The organism is Cellulosimicrobium sp. RS (genome assembly GCF_046159675.1).
GTDB lineage: Bacteria > Actinomycetota > Actinomycetes > Actinomycetales > Cellulomonadaceae > Cellulosimicrobium > Cellulosimicrobium funkei.
On sequence record NZ_JBJXVU010000012.1, the window covers coordinates 61457 to 78351 of the forward strand.

A 16895-nucleotide genomic window follows, 5' to 3' on the forward strand; every position below is an offset into this window, starting at 1 on the left:
GAGGATAGCCGTCCGCGTCAGGCGGCCGGGGTGGGCGCGACCGGCGTGACGCCGAGCTCGCCCAGCAGGGTCAAGACACGGCCGCGGATCTCGTCGCGAATGGGGCGCACAGACTCGATGCCCTGCCCTGCCGGGTCGGCGAGCTCCCAGTCCTCGTAGCGCTTGCCGGGGAAGATCGGGCAGGCGTCGCCGCAGCCCATGGTGATGACGACGTCGGACGCCTGGACGGCCTCGGTGGTGAGGACCTTGGGCTGCTCGGCGCGGATGTCGATGCCCTCTTCGAGCATGGCCTCGACGGCGACGGGGTTGATCTGGTCCGCCGGGGCCGAGCCGGCGGAGCGGACCTCGACGGCGCCGCCGGACAGTGCGCGAAGGTAGCCGGCGGCCATCTGGGATCGGCCGGCGTTGTGGACGCAGACGAACAGGGCTGACGGCTTCGCGGTGGTGGTGTCGGTCATGGCGTTCTCCTGGTTGCTGGTGGATCTCAGGCGATGGTCAGGGTCAGGTCGGGCAGCAGGTCGGCGAGCAGGCCCCGTACTCGCTCGTCGAGGTCGTCGCGGATCGCGGCGACCCCTGCGGGGGAGGCCAGGGCGGGGTCGCCGACGAGCCAGTCCTCGTACCTCTTGCCGGGCAGCACGGGGCAGACGTCGCCGCAGCCCATGGTGATGACGACATCGGCGGCGCGGACGGCGTCGTCGGTCAGGGGCTTGGGGAAGGCTTCGTCGTCGTCGGTGCCGAGCTCGGTCAGGGCCTCGAGCACCCCGTCGTGGATGTCGGCGGCAGGCGTGGACCCGGCGGAGCGGACCACGACGCGGTTCCCGGCGTAGTGCTGCAGCAGGGCGGCGGCGAGCTGGGAGCGTCCGGCGTTGGCGACGCAGACGAACAGCACTTGCGGTCGGGCGTCGCCGGAGCGGGTGAGGTCGGCCAGTCTCTGGCGGGCGAACCGTGCGGTGAGCGGCACCAGGTGGGCCGAGACCTTCGCCGAGCGGGCCAGGTCGGTGTAGGACTCGCGGACCACGCGTTGCACGACGTCGAACCGGACGTCGGGAAACGCTCCGGCGAGGTCCTCGGCGAGGTGGTCGAGCGCCGGGTCGACGTCGTCCAGCCCCGCCAGGACGGCCGCACCGTGTGCAGAGCCCAGCGCGGCCGGGGCGAACGAGTCGAGCAGCGTCGTCACCGCGGCCTTGTAACCGCCGGTGATGCGGTACCAGACCCAGGTGCCGCGCCGTTCGGAGGTCAGCACGCCGACGTCGCGCAGCACCTTGAGGTGGTGCGACACGGTGGGCTGTGACACGTCGGTGAGGGCGGCGAGGTCGCACACGCACGCCTCCCCGGCGGGTGCGGTCGCGATGAAGGACAGCATCCGTAGCCGCAGCGGCTCGGCGAGGGCCTTGAGCGTGGTGGCGACGGCGCCGGCGACCTCGGTGCCGATCGCGTGGGACTCGATCTGCGGGGCGCAGTCCGGGTCCGTGACAGTCAAGGGTGTGGTGGTCATGACCTCACCTCTTCCAGCTCGGGTGTTCGAGTCGTGGGGGCGTAGGGGTCGACGGCGAACCAGCGGCGCGCGAGCCACAGGGAGACGTAGACGAGGCCGACGAGGACGGGGACCTCGATGAGCGGGCCGACGACGCCGGCCAGGGCCTGACCTGACGTGGCGCCGAACGTGCCGATGGCGACGGCGATCGCGAGCTCGAAGTTGTTGCCCGCAGCGGTGAAGGCGAGCGTCGTGGAGCGTGCGTAACCGAGCGCGAGCATCTTGCCGACGACGATGCCGATGCCCCACATGGCGGCGAAGTACACCAGCAGCGGCAGCGCGATGCGGGCCACGTCGAGCGGGTGGGAGGCGACGGCCTCGCCCTGCAGGGCGAAGAGCAGCACGATCGTGAACAGCAGTCCGTACAGCGCCCACGGCCCGACCTTCGGCAGGAACCGGTCCTCGTACCAGGTGCGGCCCTTGGCGCGTTCGCCGACCAGGCGGGAGGCGAACCCGGCGGCCAGCGGGACACCGAGGAAGACGAGGACGTTGAGCGCGATCTGCCCGACCGAGACGTCGAGGCCCTGGGTGTCCAGACCGAGCCATCCGGGCAGCACGGTGAGGTAGAAGTAGCCGAGCAGCGAGAACGCGACGACCTGGAAGGCGGAGTTGATCGCGACCAGCACCGTGGCCGCCTCCCGATCCCCGCACGCGAGGTCGTTCCAGATCACGACCATCGCGATGCAGCGGGCCAGGCCGACGATGATCAGCCCTGTGCGGTACTCGGGCAGGTCGGGCAGGAAGGCCCAGGCAAGGGCGAACATCAGCGCGGGACCGACCAGCCAGTTCAGTACCAGCGAGGAGACCAGGAGCCTCTTGTCGCCGGTGACCGCGCCGACGCGGTCGTAGCGGACCTTGGCCAGGACCGGGTACATCATGACGAGCAGGCCGAGCGCGATCGGGACCGAGATCCCGCCGACCTCCATCGCCGTGAGCACCTCGGACAGGGCGGGGACGAACCGGCCCAGGACGAGACCGGCGACCATCGCGAGGCCGATCCACAGCGGCAGCCACCGGTCCAGCGTGGACAGGCGCCCGCGCGTGGCGGTCGTGGGGTCGCTCACGCGAGGACCTCCTCGATCTCGGCGACCAGCGCCTGCTTCGGGCGTGCGCCGACGACGGACTTCACCAGCTGGCCGTCGGAGTAGAAGTTCAGCGTCGGGATCGACACGACGCCCGCCGCCGCCACGGTCTTCGGGTTGGCGTCGGCGTCGAGCTTGGCGATCGTGAGCCTGCCCTCGTACTCCTGCGCGAGCTCGGCCAGGATCGGGGCGACCTGGCGGCACGGGCCGCACCACGTGGCCCAGATATCCACCAGCACAGGCACTTCGGAGGCCAGGACCACCTCGTCGAAGGTGTCGTCGGTGACGGTCACGGTGCTCATCGGATCTCCTCCAGCGCCAGGGGCAGCTCGTCGGGGTTCGGGGTCTCGGGCGTGCCGGCCAGGTTCGCAAGGCCGGCGGCGTCGGCGAGCTCGGTGAGGTAGGCCTGGGCGTCCAGGGCGGCGGAGGCGCCGGTCCCGGCGGCCGTGATGGCCTGCCGGTAGGTGTGGTCGACCACGTCGCCGGCGGCGAACACGCCCGACAGGTTGGTGCGGGTGGAGCGGCCCTGGACCAGGATGTAACCGTCGTCGTCGAGGTCGACCTGGCCCTTGACCAGGTCGGTGCGCGGCTCGTGGCCGACGGCGACGAACAGGCCCGTCGCGGGCAGCTCGCGCTCGGCGCCGGTCACGGTGTCGCGCAGCGTCAGGCCCTCGACCTTGTTCTCTCCGCCGATCGCGGCGACCTCGCTGTTCCAGGCGAACTCGATCTTCGGGTCGTTCAGGGCGCGGTCGGCCATGATCTTCGACGCACGCAGCTCCCCACGGCGGTGCACGACGGTGACCTTGGACGCGAACCGGGTGAGGAACGTGGCCTCCTCCATCGCGGAGTCCCCGCCGCCGACGACCGCGATGTGCTGGTCGCGGAAGAAGAACCCGTCGCAGGTGCCGCACCAGGACACCCCGCGCCCGGACAGCCGCTCCTCCTCGGGCAGGCCGAGCTTGCGGTAGGCGGACCCGGTGGTCAGGATCACCGCCCGGGCCCGGTAGGTGTCGCCGCTGCCGGTGTGGAGCGTCTTGACCGGGCGGTCCAGCTCGAGGGACGTCACGTCGTCCCACACGATGCGCGCCCCGAACTTCTCGGCCTGGGCCCGCATGGCGTCCATGAGCTCAGGGCCTTGGATGCCGTCCGCGAACCCGGGGAAGTTCTCCACCTCGGTCGTGGTCATCAGCGCGCCACCGGCGGTGACCGAGCCGGCGACCACCACCGGCGCCAGGCCGGCACGGGCGGCGTAGATCGCCGCGGTGTACCCGGCGGGGCCCGACCCCACGATCACGATCTCCTGAACCTCTTGCATCGACATGCCTCTATGTTGACACCGGTCGATGCAGCGCGCAAGGTGGATATCGATGAACGTCGATGCAACAGGAAGTGGATCATGAACTGTTACGAGCACGCGCAGGAAGGCCGCGAGACGGTCGCCGTGGGGGTCTGCCCGCGCTGTGGCGCCGCGGTCTGCGCCGAGCACGCGGGGGAGTGTCGGGTCGAGATCGTTCGGAGCAACGGTGTCGGGTCGCCGACCCTCGGGCAGCACCGGGTCGTGTGCTGCGACCGGTGCCGCGCCTCTGGAGCTTGTGCCGGCGTGTGGCGGGCGGGCGTCGACGGCGCGCGTGAGCCGGCTGGTCGCGGCGTGTAGCGCTCAGTTCACCGTGCTCGGAAGAAGCCCTGGTGGGTCGCCGGGGCGGTCATGCAGCGTTTGGGCGGTGCACCCCGGTCGACAGGGCGATGAGTGCCGCGAGGGCGGCGGACGCGGCAAGGACCGCGAACGTCGCCGGGTAGGAGCCGGTGGCGCCGGTGAACGCGGCGGCCGCCCAGGGCGCCAGTGCCATCGCGAGCGTGGTGGGGGCGTTGAGGATCCCGAACAAGACGCCGTACGAGCCCGATCCCCACCGGTCGCTGATCGCGGTGGACTGCAGCAGCGTGAATGCGCCGCGCGCCACGCCGAGGGCGACGGCGGCGGCGATGAGCGCGGTGGCCGGTCCGTCGAGCAGCCCGACGATGGCGATCGTCAGGGCCGAGGTGCCGAGGAGCGCGCTGGCGCGGACGGGTGGTGTGGTGCGCGCGGCGAGCGATCCGTACGCGATGCGCCCCAGGAGCTGACCCGCGCCGGACAGGCCGAGCGCCCACGCGGCCGCAGCCGCTGTCAGGCCGCGCCAGGTCAGCATCGGCACCAGATGGATGGTGGCGGCGAACATCGCGAACGCGCCCAGCGCGGTGGCGCAGGTCAGGGCGAGGAACGCTCGAGAGCGCGCGATCGTTCGCCACCCGCCTCCGCCGTGTGCGTGCTGGGCGGTCTCGAGGGGCGGCCAGGGTGCGCGCAGGCCGATTGCGTGCGCGGGGATGGTCGTCAGGGCGAGCAGGACGGCCAGGAAGAGGTAGGTCTGGCGCCATCCCGCGTGCTGGACCAGGGCGGCGGTCAGGGGCGCGAAGATCGTGCTCGCGAGCCCTGCCACCAGGGTCAGCACGAGCAGGGCCCGGGTCCGCGCGGGCCCGTACCAGCGGGTGATCGCGGTGAACGCCGGGGCGTAGAGCACCATCGACTGGGCGACGCCGACCATGACCCAGGCGGCGAGGAACCAACCCAGGGACGGGGCAAGCGCGACGGCGATCACGGCGACGCTCGCCAGGACGGACCCAGTGGTCATCACCGCCCGGGGACCGTGGTGATCGATGCGTCTGCCCACGAGCACGCCCGCGCCGGCTGCGACGACCAGGGCCGCGGAAAACGCGGCCGTCGCGCTGGCTGGCGACCAGCCGGTGTCGGCCGTGATGGCCGGCAAGGCGACCGGGAAGGAGTAGTACAGGACGCCCCACCCCACGACCTGGGTCAGGCACAAGGCCGCGAGGGTGCCGCGTGGGCCGGTGCGCAGACCGGCGTCGCCTCGGCCCCTCTGCGTGGTGGTCACGACCGAGTCAGCGTACGCACGGTGCGTGCGTGCGCGCTGACCGCCGCGGCGACGTGGGCGGCGTCGCGGTGCACGCCGCGCAGCGTGTTCGAGGCGAACGAGCGCTGCAGCTCCAGCCCCACGAACCCCAGTCCCGGCCGGGCGAGCGAGATCCCGCCGCGCTGGCGCGGCATACCGCGCTCGTCCAGCAAGGCCAGGTCACCGAGGTAGTCCAGCGCGGGCCGGTACCCGGTGGCCAGCACGAGGGCGTTGACGCGTTCGCGTGCCCCGTCTGCCCACACCACCCCGTCCTGGTCGACCGCGCTGAACATCGCGCGCGAGTCCACGGTGCCGTTCGCCAGCGCCTCGCGATAGCTGCCGGCGTCCAGGACCAGCGGCCCACGCACCACGCGTCGAAGCACCGCCGGGGGGAAGCGGTCGAAGCCGGTGACGCGGAACCAGAAGTGCACGTCCCGCCCCAGCGGGCGCTGGGTCGCGAACACGACGGGCTGGCGCGTCGCGAGGGTCACGTCGCTCACTTGCGCGAGCTCGTGCGCGATCTGCACCCCCGAGTTCCCGCCACCGACGACCACGACGCGCTCCCCGGCGAACGACGAGGGATCGCAGTACTGGGCCGCGTGCACCACCCGGCCCGTGAAGTGCTCCAGCCCAGCAACGCTCGGACGCACAGGGTTGGCGAACGACCCCGTCGCCGCGATCACCCCGCTCGCGTCGAGCTCGACCCCGTCGCCCGTGCGCACCACGAACCCGGTCCCCGCCGGCTCGACCCCCACCACCCGGGTTCCCGTCCGCACCTCGACCCCGAGGTGGTCGGCGTACCGGTGCAGGTGCTCGACCACCTCGTCCCGCGCCGGGTACCGGTCCGGGTCCCCCCCGAAGCCGAACCCGGGGAAGCCGCTGTACCGGGCCGGGGAGAACAGCCGCAGGCTGTCGTAGTACGACGGCCACGACCCCACCGGTCGGTCGCCCGCCTCCAGCACGAGCGGCTCGAGACCTCGCTCGCGCACGGCCCTGGCCGCGGCCAGGCCCGACTGGCCGGCACCGCTGATGATCACGGGGAGCGTCGTTGACGTCGTCACATCCGTAACGTATCGATGATTCGCAATATGTCAATACGACGATGGATCGAGATACGCTCCAGGGATGAGCACGCCGACAAGCCGCCCAGCGGTCGTGGAAGCTGCGCCGCTCGCGCTGGCCGAGGCGACGCACGACTTTCTCAGCGCGTTGGCGAGCCCCACACGCCAGCGTGTCCTGCTGCTGTTCGCGCGCGGCGGCGAGCTCGCGGTCGGGGAGGTGGCCGAACGTGCAGGCATCAGCCAGCCCACTGCATCCCAGCACCTGCAGATCCTGCGCCGTGGTGGCATTGTGACCTCGCGCCGCCAAGGCCGGGTCGTGCTCTACCGCGCCGACCGCGACGGCGTGGCGCGTGCGCTGAGCGACCTGCAGGCCTATCTCCAAGCGTGCTGCTGAGCACCTGGAGGTCGTCGCGCCGCTCGCTCAGCCGTCTGGGTCCGAGCTCGCACGTTCCGCCCTGATGGCTGAGGGCGGCCCCGTAGGCGAGAGCTGGGCGACCTCCTGCCTACGGGTTCGCAGGTGCCTGAGACTCTCTTCCAGGGCCGCAACCTCTCCGAGCCAGACTCGCTCGCGCGCCTCTCGCAGCCGGGCTTCGGCGTTCACGGTCATCTCGTCGAGGCGGCCGGCCTGTGCGGGGTCGACCTTGAGGAAGCGGCATCGGGTGCAGGCGTGCTCGTGCACGCACGGGGTGCCGTACGGGCGGCGGCAGTCGCCGAGGGCGACCTTGCGCAGCAGGAAGTGTTGCTCGAACTCGTTCCACTCGTCGGGGGTGGCCGTGCGCAGCTCTTCCTCGGGGCGGGTGTGCCGGCGTCGCTCGACGAAGGCGTGGTGGGCCTGGATGACGTGCTCGGGGAAGACGGCTGTGTAGCCGCGGGTCGTGTCGAGGTTCAGATGCCCCAGGAGCGTGGAGACGATGTGCAGCGGGAGGCCTGCGCCGACGAGGTCGGTGGCGAACAGGCGTCTGAAGTCGTGCGGAGTGAACCGTACGGGGGTCTCGCCGTCGTGGATCCCTGCTCGGTCGGCGACCTGGTGCAGGAGCGTGCGCACGTACTGGGCGGAGAGCACGCTCTGCCGGGAGCCGATCCTGCGGGCGAACAGGTGGGGGAGCGGGTCGCTGAACACCTTCTCGTTCGGGTCGTACCGGACCGACAGGGGGACGCTCGGGCTGCCGCCGCGTGCGCGGCGTTGGACCTCGACAAGGACCTTGACCAGGTCGGGGCTCATCGGGACGAGGCGTTCGGCGTCGGTCTTCGACGGGACGATGTGCAGCAGCGGCACGATGGTGTTGGTGGTCGGCGCGACGTAGTGCCGCAGGGACAGCTGCGTGAGCTCGAGGAGCTCTTCGATCCGCACTCCCGTCTCGCGCAACGACTCGACCACGGCCCATGCCCAGAAGCTGTCGGCCTCCAGGCGAGAGATGCACACCAGGCCGCGTTGCGCCGGTGGGATGCGGGCGTGCTCGGCGATCTCGACGATCCGGGCCCAGACCTGGTTGCGCGCAGCTCGGTTCGAGTGGAGGGGCGGGTCGTGGCGTTCGTAGGTGATGCCATCGACGGTGAACCGCTCGCCGTGACCGGCCGTGACGGCTGCGGCCAGCAGCCGGCTCCCGTCCTCTCGTAGCGCGTGGGCGGCGGCGGTGAACCGTGGAAGGTGCGGGGTGAGTGTCCGGGTACGTGCTTGCATGCGCGAGCGTCGTTGACGGTTGGCCTTCGACGCGCTCCGGGACTCGTGTCGTGGGACGGGGCAGGGCGCGACCCAGTAGGCCCAGCGTTCGGGCTCCTCGTGGGACCACTCGGCCAGGTCGCGGTAGAGCGCGCGTACCGAGAAGAACACCGACGCCACGTCGCGACGCGGGTGTCCGTCAAGAGTCGTGGCGAGCCGCTCACGCCACCGAACAGCGACCGCCGGAGCCAGACGCAAGTCGGCCTGATCCGGATTCAGGGCGAGGACCTGTCCCCAGAAGAGGCGCACCAGCCGATACGACAGGCCTTCCAACGACCCGTAGTCCAGGCTCGCGCGCAGCTCGCCGAGGTAGTCGACCAGCAGGTCCAGAACCCCTGAGTGCGGGAGGCCGTACCGGGCGACGAGGGTCTGGACGGAGTGCTGGCGAGAGTTCCCGGCTGCCGCCCAGGCGGCCCGTAGCGTCGGCGGTTCACCGGCGAGGGGCCCCAGCGCGACCAGGAGCTCCCAGGCCAGGTGCTCCTTGTTGTGCCGCTGGGAGGTACGCACGACGTCGGCGTAGGCGAGCAGATCGTCGCCCGTGAGCCGTCCCAGGCGCTTGCCGGTGCGGATCAGGACTCGCGCCAGGCAGGTCTCGGCGTTGCGGCGCGCGAGCTCGGGCGCGTGCTCATAGGCGGACAGTGCCCGTAGCCGGACCATGGCGTCGGGTTCGGCGGTGTCGAGGAACCGGGCTGACGGGGCGCGCCGGTAGTGCGCGGCTCGCAGCAGCCAGGAGTAGGAGGGCCGCACCGTGCGCGCCTCGATGAGCGACATCACGGCGATCGAGACGAGCTTCCTGTGCACGCCGGTCTGGAGAGCGACGGCATCGATGCCGCCGTTCGGTGCGGCGTCCAAGCCGCTGGAGATCCACCGTTCCTCCCACGTCGATCCCGGGTGCTGGGCGAGCCAGGTCAGCACCCTGCGTACGGCACGGTCGCGGGCACGCTGAGCTTTCGGGAGCGGCTGTGAACGGCCGGACAGGTAGGACTCGACCCAGGTGCAGGTTGCCTCCACATCGAGGGTCTGCACGTGCGCGAGCTCGTGGTCGGGCTCTCGCAGTGGCGGCAGTAGGGCGGTGTCGTAGGCGGGCCGACCGCGCGTCCTGCCGTCCTTGGAGTGCATCGGGTCCGGTGCAACGGCCGCACGAAGGACCCGGGTGCGCCGTCTCGTCTCGGCTGCCTGTGCGCGCGAGGGCAACCTCGGGTCGAGCGCCACCTCGCCGGTGCCGCTCACGGTGTCCAGCCGAGCAGCTCACGCACGGCCGCCGCGTCGTAGTCGGGCTCGACAGCAGCAGGTGGCGGCTTGGGGCGGGAGAAGTGCTCGAGCACCTTGGCCAACACGTCCTCCATCCGGGGCTGGGTGTAAATCGTCGTGGTGAAGATGTTCACGTGGCGAAGGACCGTCTGGACGTCGACCAAGGTGAATGCCGGGTCGGCCAGCAGGCGCTCGGCGGCCGTGTGCCGCAGGTCGTGCAGCGTCCAGTTCGATCCGATCCCGCGTTGCGCGCGCGAGAACATGGCCCGAGCCGCGTGGTAGGTCAGTGGTCTGAGTGCCGCCCCGGTGCGCGTCCACCAGACCCGATCGCCGGGTGCCGCCGGCTGACCTTCGCGCATGTACAGCGCCAGCCACACGAACGCGTCCGGGCTCGCCGGGACGCGTTCTGGCGCGCGGCTTCCCTTGGTGACGACGGTGATCGTGTGCTCCCCGAAGTCGTAATCTCCGTGCCGCAGCTCCAGCAGCTCGGTTGCCCGCACGCCGCTGGAGAGCCAGAACGACAGCAGCGCTCGGTCACGGTGACACGTCAGCGCGTCGAAGATCTGGTCGACGTACTCGTCAGGGATGCCGCGCCAGCCGATCCTGGGTACCCGCTGGCGGTACGGCGCCCGGGCATGCCGGCGAAATTCACGCATCGGGTCCTGGTGGGCGTTGACGCGGCCCCTGCCGGAACGCTGGGCGGGGACAGGGTTCACCAGCGGACCCAGATCCGCGGCGAGCGCAAAGTCGTAGAACCCGGCCAGCACCGAAAGTTGGTGGTTGATCGTGCGCGGAGCAAAGCCTGTCGCGGGACTCGCCCTGCCGGTAACCATGTTGATCTCGGCGCCACGCTCTCCGCGTCGTAACGCGGTCGCCGTCGGTGCCGCCCGTAAGTACTCCACGAAGGCGCGCACGTCGACACGCTCAGCACGCTCCCACGCCACGAGCCGCTGGTGGAGGAACCGGAACCACCGGAGCAAGTCGTAGGCGTAGCTGCGGACCGTCGCGGGACTGCAGTCCGACGCAGACAGATCACGCAGGTACAAGGAGGCTGCTGCGTGCTCGAGATCGGGGAACACGACCCGGAACGGCAGGCCGGAGTCGCACTCCACGACCCGGCCCACGGCGCCCGTCACGCGCGACAGCGTCCCATGACGCACACCGCACGTCACCACTCGATCTAGGAAGTTCAGTCAACGTGCCGGTGCGTGCTCGTGCGCGACGACGCGGGCGTGAGCCTGTGGTCGCGGCGTGGCACCGACCTGACGGCGACGTTCCCGGAGATCGCGGCCGCGGCCGCGGAGCAGGTCGCGCCGGGGGCCGTGCTCGACGGTGAGCTCGTGGTCTGGACCGGGGGCCGGCTCGACTTCGAGGTCTTGCAGGAGCGGATGGGCCGCGGCGCGCGCAGCGCGGCCGCGCACGCCCGGCGCCGGCCCGCGTCGTTCGCGCTGTTCGACGTCCTCGCCGTCGACGGGCGCGACGTGCGCGGGCGGCCGCTGCGCGAGCGGCGCGCGCTGCTCGAGGAGGCCGCGACGTCGTGGCGCCCGCCGCTGAACCTGTCCCCGGTGACCGGCGACGTCGACGAGGCGCGCGAGTGGTTCGAGACGTACACGGTGGCCGGTGTCGAAGGCTTGGTCGTCAAGGGCGCCGGCGAGGCGTACCGGGGCGGGGAGCGGGCCTGGTTGAAGGTCAAGCACCGGGCCACGCTCGACGTCGTGTGCGCCGCGGTGATCGGCACCATGACCCAGCCGCAACAGGTCGTAGCCGGCCTGCCGATCGACGGCGAGCTGCGCATCGTCGGGCGCACCGGCCCGCTCACGCCGACGGCGCGCCGCGCTCTCGCCGTCCACCTGCGACCGCCAGCAGGGGAGCACCCCTGGCCGGCGCAGGTGGCACCGGGTGCGTTCGGCCGGTTCAACGCCGACCGCTCCGAACCGGTCACGCTCACGCGGGTCGAGCCGCTCGTCGTCGAGGTCAGCGCCGACGCCGCCTGGTCAGGCCGGTCTTTCCGCCACGCCCTACGTCTGCTCCGCGCCCGCCCGGACGCCGAGGTCTCCGCCGTGGAACCGCCACGTCGGGGCCAGTGATCGACCCTATGGGCTTGCGGCTGGGCCCCGCCCGAGCGTGCTCGGGCGGGGCCCCGTCGCTACGGCTGTTCGCCGCCGGCTTCCGTGCCGACCGTCGAGCTCTGGCTACCGGTGATGGGGCTCAGGCACTGGGCGAGGTCCGGCGCCTGGGTGGGGCCGCCGAACCCCAGAAGCGAGAGCGCCAGGAGGACGATCGCGACGTTGCTGTAGGAATCAGCGGGCCGCTGATCAGGGGGGATGGACATGGACACCTTCCTTGTAGGAAACGAGGGAGGTGGCCAGCCATGCGAACGCTCGCACGCAGGGAGTGGCCTCGTGGTGTGCAGCGCTCAGCGCGACGCTGGCTGTAGTGCCGAGCACTACAGGCAGTGATGGGTTGAACACGTCACCGCGAGGCTTGGCCCTGACGTGTTCAACATGTCAGGATGAGTCGTCAAACGACTGACAGCACGCATGGCTAGCCACCGAGTGAGCCGATATGCAGTTGTCGACGAGGGCCGGGTCAGTTGCAGCTGCCCGGCTCTTCGTCTGTCCGGCGGGACCTCGAAGGAGACCGGTGGAACTTCGTATGTGTAAGCCTGTCGGTGGCCCCTAGCGGACGGCTACACAGTACTTGAGTGAGCCCACCGGCTGAATGGCGTGACACCACGCTTTCGATATCGGATACGGCGTTCGACTGGTCGGAAGTGAGTGATCGTCTGCCGGGTGCCTCGCTCGGTACGTAGGTGAGCTGTCGCCCGTGGTGCACGAGGTGGTCGTCGTAGATGTGCACTTCACCCCGCCGGCCCGCACGAAGTCGCCAGGCCTAAAGGCTGGGGTGCGCTGTGACGATGCCGAGGGGCGCGTGTACGGAGCGCTGTTGAACGGCACGCCGCGGAACAGGTCGGCTGTGCGGTGGTAGTGCTGGCAGCGTCGGCGGGGATGTTGCGGATCTGCCCGATCACTCGCGCAAGGTGGTCGACGTGGCGGCCGTCCGGCATCGGCCACGAGGCCGCGGGCGGCTGCAGGCCGAGATGAGCTCGCAGGCGGCGTCCGCTCACTCGTCCCAGAAGCTCACGCCGCGCTCCTGCAGCCAGCACACACCACCTGACTCACCACGCAGGAACCACATCAGCTCGTGCGGCAGGGAGACTCCGGGTGCACGAGTTCGGCGTCTGTGTCGGAGCGCCCCGACATAGTTCGTCAGAGTCCCAACTAGGAGGCGCAGCAGTGATTGTCCATGGCACCTACCAAGCCGTGCCACAGCCCGGGCAGCCTGCGGACGGGCCCGTGCGCGAGGCCACCGTCGAGGCTGCCACCTACGAGGTGGCTCGTGCCATGCTCGACGAGCAGGTGCAGGACGGCGAACGACTCATCGGAATCCGGGTCGAGGGCCGCGCCGACGAGCACCCGTAGGCGCGGCCGCGTCAGCGCCGCTCGACGGCGTCGGCCCACAGCCAGGCCCAGCCCTCGCGTCCGGCCGGGGACACGTACCTGATGTGGACCTGGCGACCGGCCCATGCGATGGCCTCGCCGTCGACGTGCGCCTCGCCGCTCTGGCGCTGGGTAATCCATGCCCGCACGGGGATGCCCTCCGGCGGCCGCACGATCGGCACGCCGCGGCGCGCGAGCTCGGGCGCCTCCTCGGCGTGGTCGCGCAGCGGCACCGTCTCGATGCCGGACGGCCACCCGCCCACCGGTGGACGTCGACGAGATCCCACCCCCCAACGTTAGAACATATGTTCGAGTCAGGCCGCATACTGGGAGGGTGAGTGCGACCGCCGCGGACGCGTTGGAGGTGGCTCGCGCGGCCTTGCACCGTGCCGAGCTGCGCACCGGCGTGCGCACCCTGCGCCCGGCCGTCGTCGACGTCGACGACACGCCCCGGCCCCTTGGCGCGCTGTTCGACGAGGGGCGCCTGCCCGCCGGGGCGGCGAGCGTCGTGGCCGGGTCGACGAGCCTGCTCCTGGCCCTGCTCGCGATGTCGCAGGGGCCGGCGGACTGGGTCGCGTTCGTCGGCATGCCCGACCTCGGGGTGCTCGCCGCGGCCGACGCCGGCGTCGACCTTGACCGGGTCGCGCTCGTGCCGCGCGTGGGGCACGACGGCGCGACCGTGCTCGCCGCGCTGCTCGACGGCTTCGCATACGTCGCGGTCGGGCCGGGCGTCGCGCTGACAGCGGCCGAGCGCCGGCGCCTGCTCGCCCGCGCCCGAGAGCGCGGCGCGGGGCTGGTGACCACGCGCCCGTGGGAGCAGGCCGCCGTGCGGCTCGAGGTGGCCGCGCACCGCTGGTCCGGCGTCGACCGGGGCGGGCGGTACCTGCGCCGCTGCGAGCTCGACGTCGAACGCACCACCCGCGGCGCCACCGACCGGTGGACCCTGACCCTGCCCACACCCGCCGGCCCGCTCGTCGACGCGATCGCGGGGGAGGCCCGACCCGCCCGCGCGCAGCGCGGCGCGCTGCGCCTCGTCAGCTAGAGCGGACGCGCGTCAGGCGGTGGTGTCGACGACGAGGGTGCCGGGGTGGGCGGCCGCGTACGCCTCGGCTGCGCCGACCGCAGCAGCCTTGCTGCCGTTGATGACCCGCTGGAAGTCGGTCACCAGCTTGTTCGGCATGGTGGTGTACCCCGTCACCCGCATGCTGGTGGCGTCGACCTGCCCCGCCGGGATGATGACGATGACACGGAGGCCGGCTGCGTCGAACGCGACGGCGACCTCGGTCAGCTGGTCACCCTGGGCAAACACGGCCTCCACGTCGGAGGGGGCACCGTCGATGGCGTGGGCGTCGGCGACCGCGACCTCCGGGGCCGTGCCGTCGACGACGACGCCGGTGCCGTCACCGTTCGGCGAGACATACACGCGCGCGCCCGCTGCACGGGCGGCGTCGACCAGGTCGGCCGGGACCGTCTCGCCGACGCCGGTGGGCACGACCGGCTCCGGGGCGGGCGGCTCGGTCGGCTCTGGCGACGCGGCGGGCGTGGCCTCCGCCGTCGCGGTGGGGCTCGAGGTAGCCGCCGGCTCGCCGGCGTCGGTCTCGCCCGGCCCGAGGACCAGAACTGCGGCGGCGCCTGCGGCGAGGACGCTGGCGGCGACGAGAGTGGCGGTGCGGGCACGGGCGCGGCGGGTGTTCGTGGTGCTCATCGGCGCTACCTATGCGCTGAGCAGCAGGAACACGCGGGCCCCGGACCCCGCGGCCTGGTGGGCGGCGAGCTCGCCGGGGCGTTCGTACGCTCCGAGCATGCCGCGCACGCTCACGCCCGCGGAGCTCGCTGCGGAGGTTGGTGTGTCGCCGTCCGCCGTGCGGTACTGGCTGCGCCACAACGTCCCGCGCGCAGCGTCCGGGGCCTGGCATATCGACGCCGACACCGCAGCGCGCGCCCGGGCGCACTTCGCTGCGACGCAGCCTGCGCGTGCACGCACCCGCGACGTCTGCCTTGTCGCGGGATGCGGACGGATGTCCGCGGCCCGGGGGATGTGCCGGATGCACTACCAGCGGTGGTACCGAACGGGGACCGCTGCGAACACGGACACCGGCTCACAGACCGGCCCGTCGGCTGCGGGCTAGGGTCGACGGGTGGTGATGCGACGTGTCCGGCCGATGGACTGGGGCGCCGTCGCATGGACGCTGTCCTGGTCGTTCAACCTTGCTCGAGGTTCTGGTTCACGGCGGGTGCTCGCGGTCGCGGCGTGGCCGATCTGGGTCGTAACGGTGATGTTGCTACCGGGCTTCGTTCACGCCGACCGGAAGGTCGTTGCCCGGCTGACGCGCCGCACGACTGGCGCCATGCTGTTCGGGCTCGCCCGGGTGCTCGCGTTCGCGGTCCTGGTCGGCGTCCCGGGCGGGGTCGTGCTCGGGTGGGTCTTCACGCTGGTGCCCTGGTGGCTCAGTGTGCCGCTCCTGCTGGCTGTCGCCGGGTGGGCGGGAACGGGCGCGGTCGTGGTCCTCGCGGTCCTGATGTCGCGCCTCGAGCACGTCCAGCGCGTGGAGACCGCGGCACGTCGCGCGCAGCCTTCCGCCCAGCGCAAGGCTGACCGTGCTGCGCGGCGGCGCGCCGATTGGGCGATGGACAGCGTCGCCTCTCGGCTCCCGCGCGGCGGCCTCGCCCTGGTCGGTGAGCACGCGCGCCGTACCGTGCCGTCCGGGCAGACCATCACGGCTGAGGCTGCGACGGACCAGCACGTCGCGGTGTACCGCAGATACGGGTTCGTGCCGCTGGCCACCGCGCCCTTCAAGATGCTTGCCACCGTGTAGCAACTGGTTCCAGACCGTTCCCGGTGGCACCCCCGTCGCGAGCGGCCATGGCCAGCGAGCGCGAGGGAGGACCACCGGGTCGCTCGTGCAACGCTCCAGCGACGCTCGAAGCGGACAAAGGTGACATAAGGTCTATTATCGGCGTGAAACCAGTGCGCGTTGCATCTGATGCCCGAACTCGCACCGCGGTGCCGTCACGGCGTCTTCGCAGGCCAGACGGCTCGTCGGTCGCCCCCATGCCCGCATCTCCACCCAGAGCCTTCTCGCGGATCCGCTGGTCACGCAGGTTTCGTGCATCGGATGCACGATTCCGCGGAAAGGCGACGGGCCGCCCGGCACGCAGAGCCGTGGTGGCTCAGGCGCCCGTAGCCGTCCTCTGATAGAGGCTCGAGGCAAGGAGGCGCGATCCGTCTGGAGCAGCAACGACCACGTCCCGCACGTGGACGAAGCCCTCGCGCTCGTAGAAGCCGCGCAGTCCGGGGTTGTGGGCGGCACAGTCCAGACGGACCAGCGGCCGGCCCCGTTTCACGGCCTGGTCTCGCGCCCACTGCAGCAGGCGACGGCCCAGACCGGCGCCGCGCCGATGCTGGGCGACCGCAAGCCGGTGCACATACACCGCAGGCTCGTCGTCATCGCCCCATGTCTCGCGATCGGATTCGCAGAGCACGATCATCGCAGCAAGCTTCGAACCGTCGCGCACGACGTAGAGGTCGCCCCTGTCAACGTCGGCCCTGATCACTGCGTCGGGGATGTCGTCCTGCCACTGATCGATCGACCGCGCATCCAGCCACTTTCGCGCGGCGTCGATCAGGCCTTGCGCGGCCGCGATGTCGTCGGCGTTTCCCACCTCGACCTGCAGCACTTCGTCCCTCACAGTCTGGAGGCTAGCAACGCGCGCGAGCATCCTGGTTCGAGCGGCAACGCTGGCTCATAGTCAGGTCGATGAGGGCCAGCAGCTCCCGCGACGGTGTCCATCTGCAGCAGCTCTG

General features: G+C 71.5%; 19 protein-coding genes. 6 read left to right on the forward strand and 13 right to left on the reverse strand.

Going from position 1 to position 16895, the window contains the following annotated elements:
• Positions 1–17 precede the first annotated feature (17 nt).
• From ACI769_RS17355 to trxB, 5 genes are read right to left on the reverse strand one after another with little or no spacing between them, the layout of a single operon-like run.
• A complete protein-coding gene (locus tag ACI769_RS17355; RefSeq protein ID WP_211934281.1) occupies positions 18–458 on the reverse strand; it encodes an arsenate reductase ArsC in 441 nt (146 codons plus the stop codon).
• Between the two features lie 26 nt (positions 459–484).
• A complete protein-coding gene (locus ACI769_RS17360; RefSeq protein ID WP_211934282.1) occupies positions 485–1495 on the reverse strand; it encodes a metalloregulator ArsR/SmtB family transcription factor in 1011 nt (336 codons plus the stop codon).
• Positions 1492–2598, reverse strand: a complete 1107-nt coding sequence (gene arsB / locus ACI769_RS17365) for an ACR3 family arsenite efflux transporter (protein WP_211934283.1) — start codon at positions 2596–2598, stop codon at positions 1492–1494. The genes ACI769_RS17360 and arsB overlap by 4 nt, the downstream gene beginning before the upstream one ends.
• On the reverse strand, positions 2595–2918 hold the full coding sequence (gene trxA, locus ACI769_RS17370; RefSeq protein WP_211934284.1) for a thioredoxin: 324 nt from the start codon (positions 2916–2918) through the stop codon (positions 2595–2597). Before trxA ends, arsB begins: the two co-directional genes overlap by 4 nt.
• Positions 2915–3937, reverse strand: a complete 1023-nt coding sequence (trxB, locus tag ACI769_RS17375) for a thioredoxin-disulfide reductase (protein ID WP_211934285.1) — start codon at positions 3935–3937, stop codon at positions 2915–2917. The genes trxA and trxB overlap by 4 nt, the downstream gene beginning before the upstream one ends.
• A gap of 75 nt (positions 3938–4012) precedes the next feature.
• Here trxB and ACI769_RS17380 point away from each other — a divergent pair, with 75 nt between their 5' ends.
• On the forward strand, positions 4013–4270 hold the full coding sequence (locus ACI769_RS17380) for a DUF2180 family protein (RefSeq protein WP_409142041.1): 258 nt from the start codon (positions 4013–4015) through the stop codon (positions 4268–4270).
• A 49-nt stretch (positions 4271–4319) separates the two neighbouring features.
• On the opposite strand, the gene ACI769_RS17385 is transcribed toward ACI769_RS17380, so the two are convergent.
• Together ACI769_RS17385 and ACI769_RS17390 are read right to left on the reverse strand one after the other, a co-directional pair.
• Positions 4320–5540 (reverse strand): MFS transporter, encoded by a 1221-nt coding sequence (locus tag ACI769_RS17385; protein ID WP_211934287.1) that lies wholly within the window; start codon positions 5538–5540, stop codon positions 4320–4322.
• A complete protein-coding gene (locus ACI769_RS17390; protein WP_211934288.1) occupies positions 5537–6619 on the reverse strand; it encodes an NAD(P)/FAD-dependent oxidoreductase in 1083 nt (360 codons plus the stop codon). The genes ACI769_RS17385 and ACI769_RS17390 overlap by 4 nt, the downstream gene beginning before the upstream one ends.
• A gap of 64 nt (positions 6620–6683) precedes the next feature.
• Between ACI769_RS17390 and ACI769_RS17395 the strand changes: the two genes are divergently transcribed.
• Entirely contained in the window at positions 6684–7013 is a 330-nt protein-coding gene (locus ACI769_RS17395; RefSeq protein WP_211934289.1) for a helix-turn-helix transcriptional regulator, read from the forward strand.
• A gap of 27 nt (positions 7014–7040) precedes the next feature.
• Here the strand turns inward: ACI769_RS17395 and ACI769_RS17400 are convergent, their stop codons facing one another.
• Together ACI769_RS17400 and ACI769_RS17405 are read right to left on the reverse strand one after the other, a co-directional pair.
• Positions 7041–9569, reverse strand: coding sequence for a tyrosine-type recombinase/integrase (locus ACI769_RS17400; protein ID WP_244985824.1), 2529 nt, complete (start codon positions 9567–9569; stop codon positions 7041–7043).
• A complete protein-coding gene (locus ACI769_RS17405) occupies positions 9566–10726 on the reverse strand; it encodes a tyrosine-type recombinase/integrase (RefSeq protein WP_211934290.1) in 1161 nt (386 codons plus the stop codon). Before ACI769_RS17405 ends, ACI769_RS17400 begins: the two co-directional genes overlap by 4 nt.
• 72 nt (positions 10727–10798) lie before the next feature.
• On the opposite strand from ACI769_RS17405, the gene ACI769_RS17410 reads away from it, so the two are divergent.
• Positions 10799–11677, forward strand: a complete 879-nt coding sequence (locus ACI769_RS17410) for an ATP-dependent DNA ligase (RefSeq protein ID WP_211934291.1) — start codon at positions 10799–10801, stop codon at positions 11675–11677.
• Between the two features lie 59 nt (positions 11678–11736).
• Here ACI769_RS17410 and ACI769_RS17415 read toward each other — a convergent pair whose 3' ends face one another.
• On the reverse strand, positions 11737–11922 hold the full coding sequence (locus ACI769_RS17415) for a hypothetical protein (RefSeq protein ID WP_211934292.1): 186 nt from the start codon (positions 11920–11922) through the stop codon (positions 11737–11739).
• Between the two features lie 1024 nt (positions 11923–12946).
• Here ACI769_RS17415 and ACI769_RS17420 point away from each other — a divergent pair.
• Positions 12947–13072, forward strand: a complete 126-nt coding sequence (locus ACI769_RS17420; protein WP_276515686.1) for a hypothetical protein — start codon at positions 12947–12949, stop codon at positions 13070–13072.
• Positions 13073–13083: 11 nt separating this feature from the next.
• Here ACI769_RS17420 and ACI769_RS17425 read toward each other — a convergent pair whose 3' ends face one another.
• A complete protein-coding gene (locus tag ACI769_RS17425) occupies positions 13084–13377 on the reverse strand; it encodes a hypothetical protein (protein WP_211934293.1) in 294 nt (97 codons plus the stop codon).
• Positions 13378–13424: 47 nt separating this feature from the next.
• Here ACI769_RS17425 and ACI769_RS17430 point away from each other — a divergent pair, with 47 nt between their 5' ends.
• Entirely contained in the window at positions 13425–14132 is a 708-nt protein-coding gene (locus ACI769_RS17430) for a hypothetical protein (protein WP_211934294.1), read from the forward strand.
• 12 nt (positions 14133–14144) lie between these two features.
• On the opposite strand, the gene ACI769_RS17435 is transcribed toward ACI769_RS17430, so the two are convergent.
• Entirely contained in the window at positions 14145–14582 is a 438-nt protein-coding gene (locus ACI769_RS17435; RefSeq protein WP_409142032.1) for a hypothetical protein, read from the reverse strand.
• A 646-nt stretch (positions 14583–15228) separates the two neighbouring features.
• Between ACI769_RS17435 and ACI769_RS17440 the strand changes: the two genes are divergently transcribed.
• A complete protein-coding gene (locus ACI769_RS17440; RefSeq protein WP_211934296.1) occupies positions 15229–15906 on the forward strand; it encodes a hypothetical protein in 678 nt (225 codons plus the stop codon).
• 355 nt (positions 15907–16261) lie between these two features.
• Here ACI769_RS17440 and ACI769_RS17445 read toward each other — a convergent pair whose 3' ends face one another.
• Positions 16262–16780 (reverse strand): GNAT family N-acetyltransferase, encoded by a 519-nt coding sequence (locus ACI769_RS17445; protein WP_244985825.1) that lies wholly within the window; start codon positions 16778–16780, stop codon positions 16262–16264.
• Positions 16781–16895: the final 115 nt, after the last annotated feature.

Coding starts and splice junctions, on each gene's coding strand:
- ACI769_RS17355 (WP_211934281.1), bottom strand. CDS start 458: ATGACCGACACCACCACCGCGAAGCCGTCAGCCCTGTTCGTCTGCGTC.
- ACI769_RS17360 (WP_211934282.1), bottom strand. CDS start 1,495: ATGACCACCACACCCTTGACTGTCACGGACCCGGACTGCGCCCCGCAG.
- trxA (WP_211934284.1), bottom strand. CDS start 2,918: ATGAGCACCGTGACCGTCACCGACGACACCTTCGACGAGGTGGTCCTG.
- trxB (WP_211934285.1), bottom strand. CDS start 3,937: ATGTCGATGCAAGAGGTTCAGGAGATCGTGATCGTGGGGTCGGGCCCC.
- ACI769_RS17380 (WP_409142041.1), top strand. CDS start 4,013: ATGAACTGTTACGAGCACGCGCAGGAAGGCCGCGAGACGGTCGCCGTG.
- ACI769_RS17395 (WP_211934289.1), top strand. CDS start 6,684: ATGAGCACGCCGACAAGCCGCCCAGCGGTCGTGGAAGCTGCGCCGCTC.
- ACI769_RS17415 (WP_211934292.1), bottom strand. CDS start 11,922: ATGTCCATCCCCCCTGATCAGCGGCCCGCTGATTCCTACAGCAACGTC.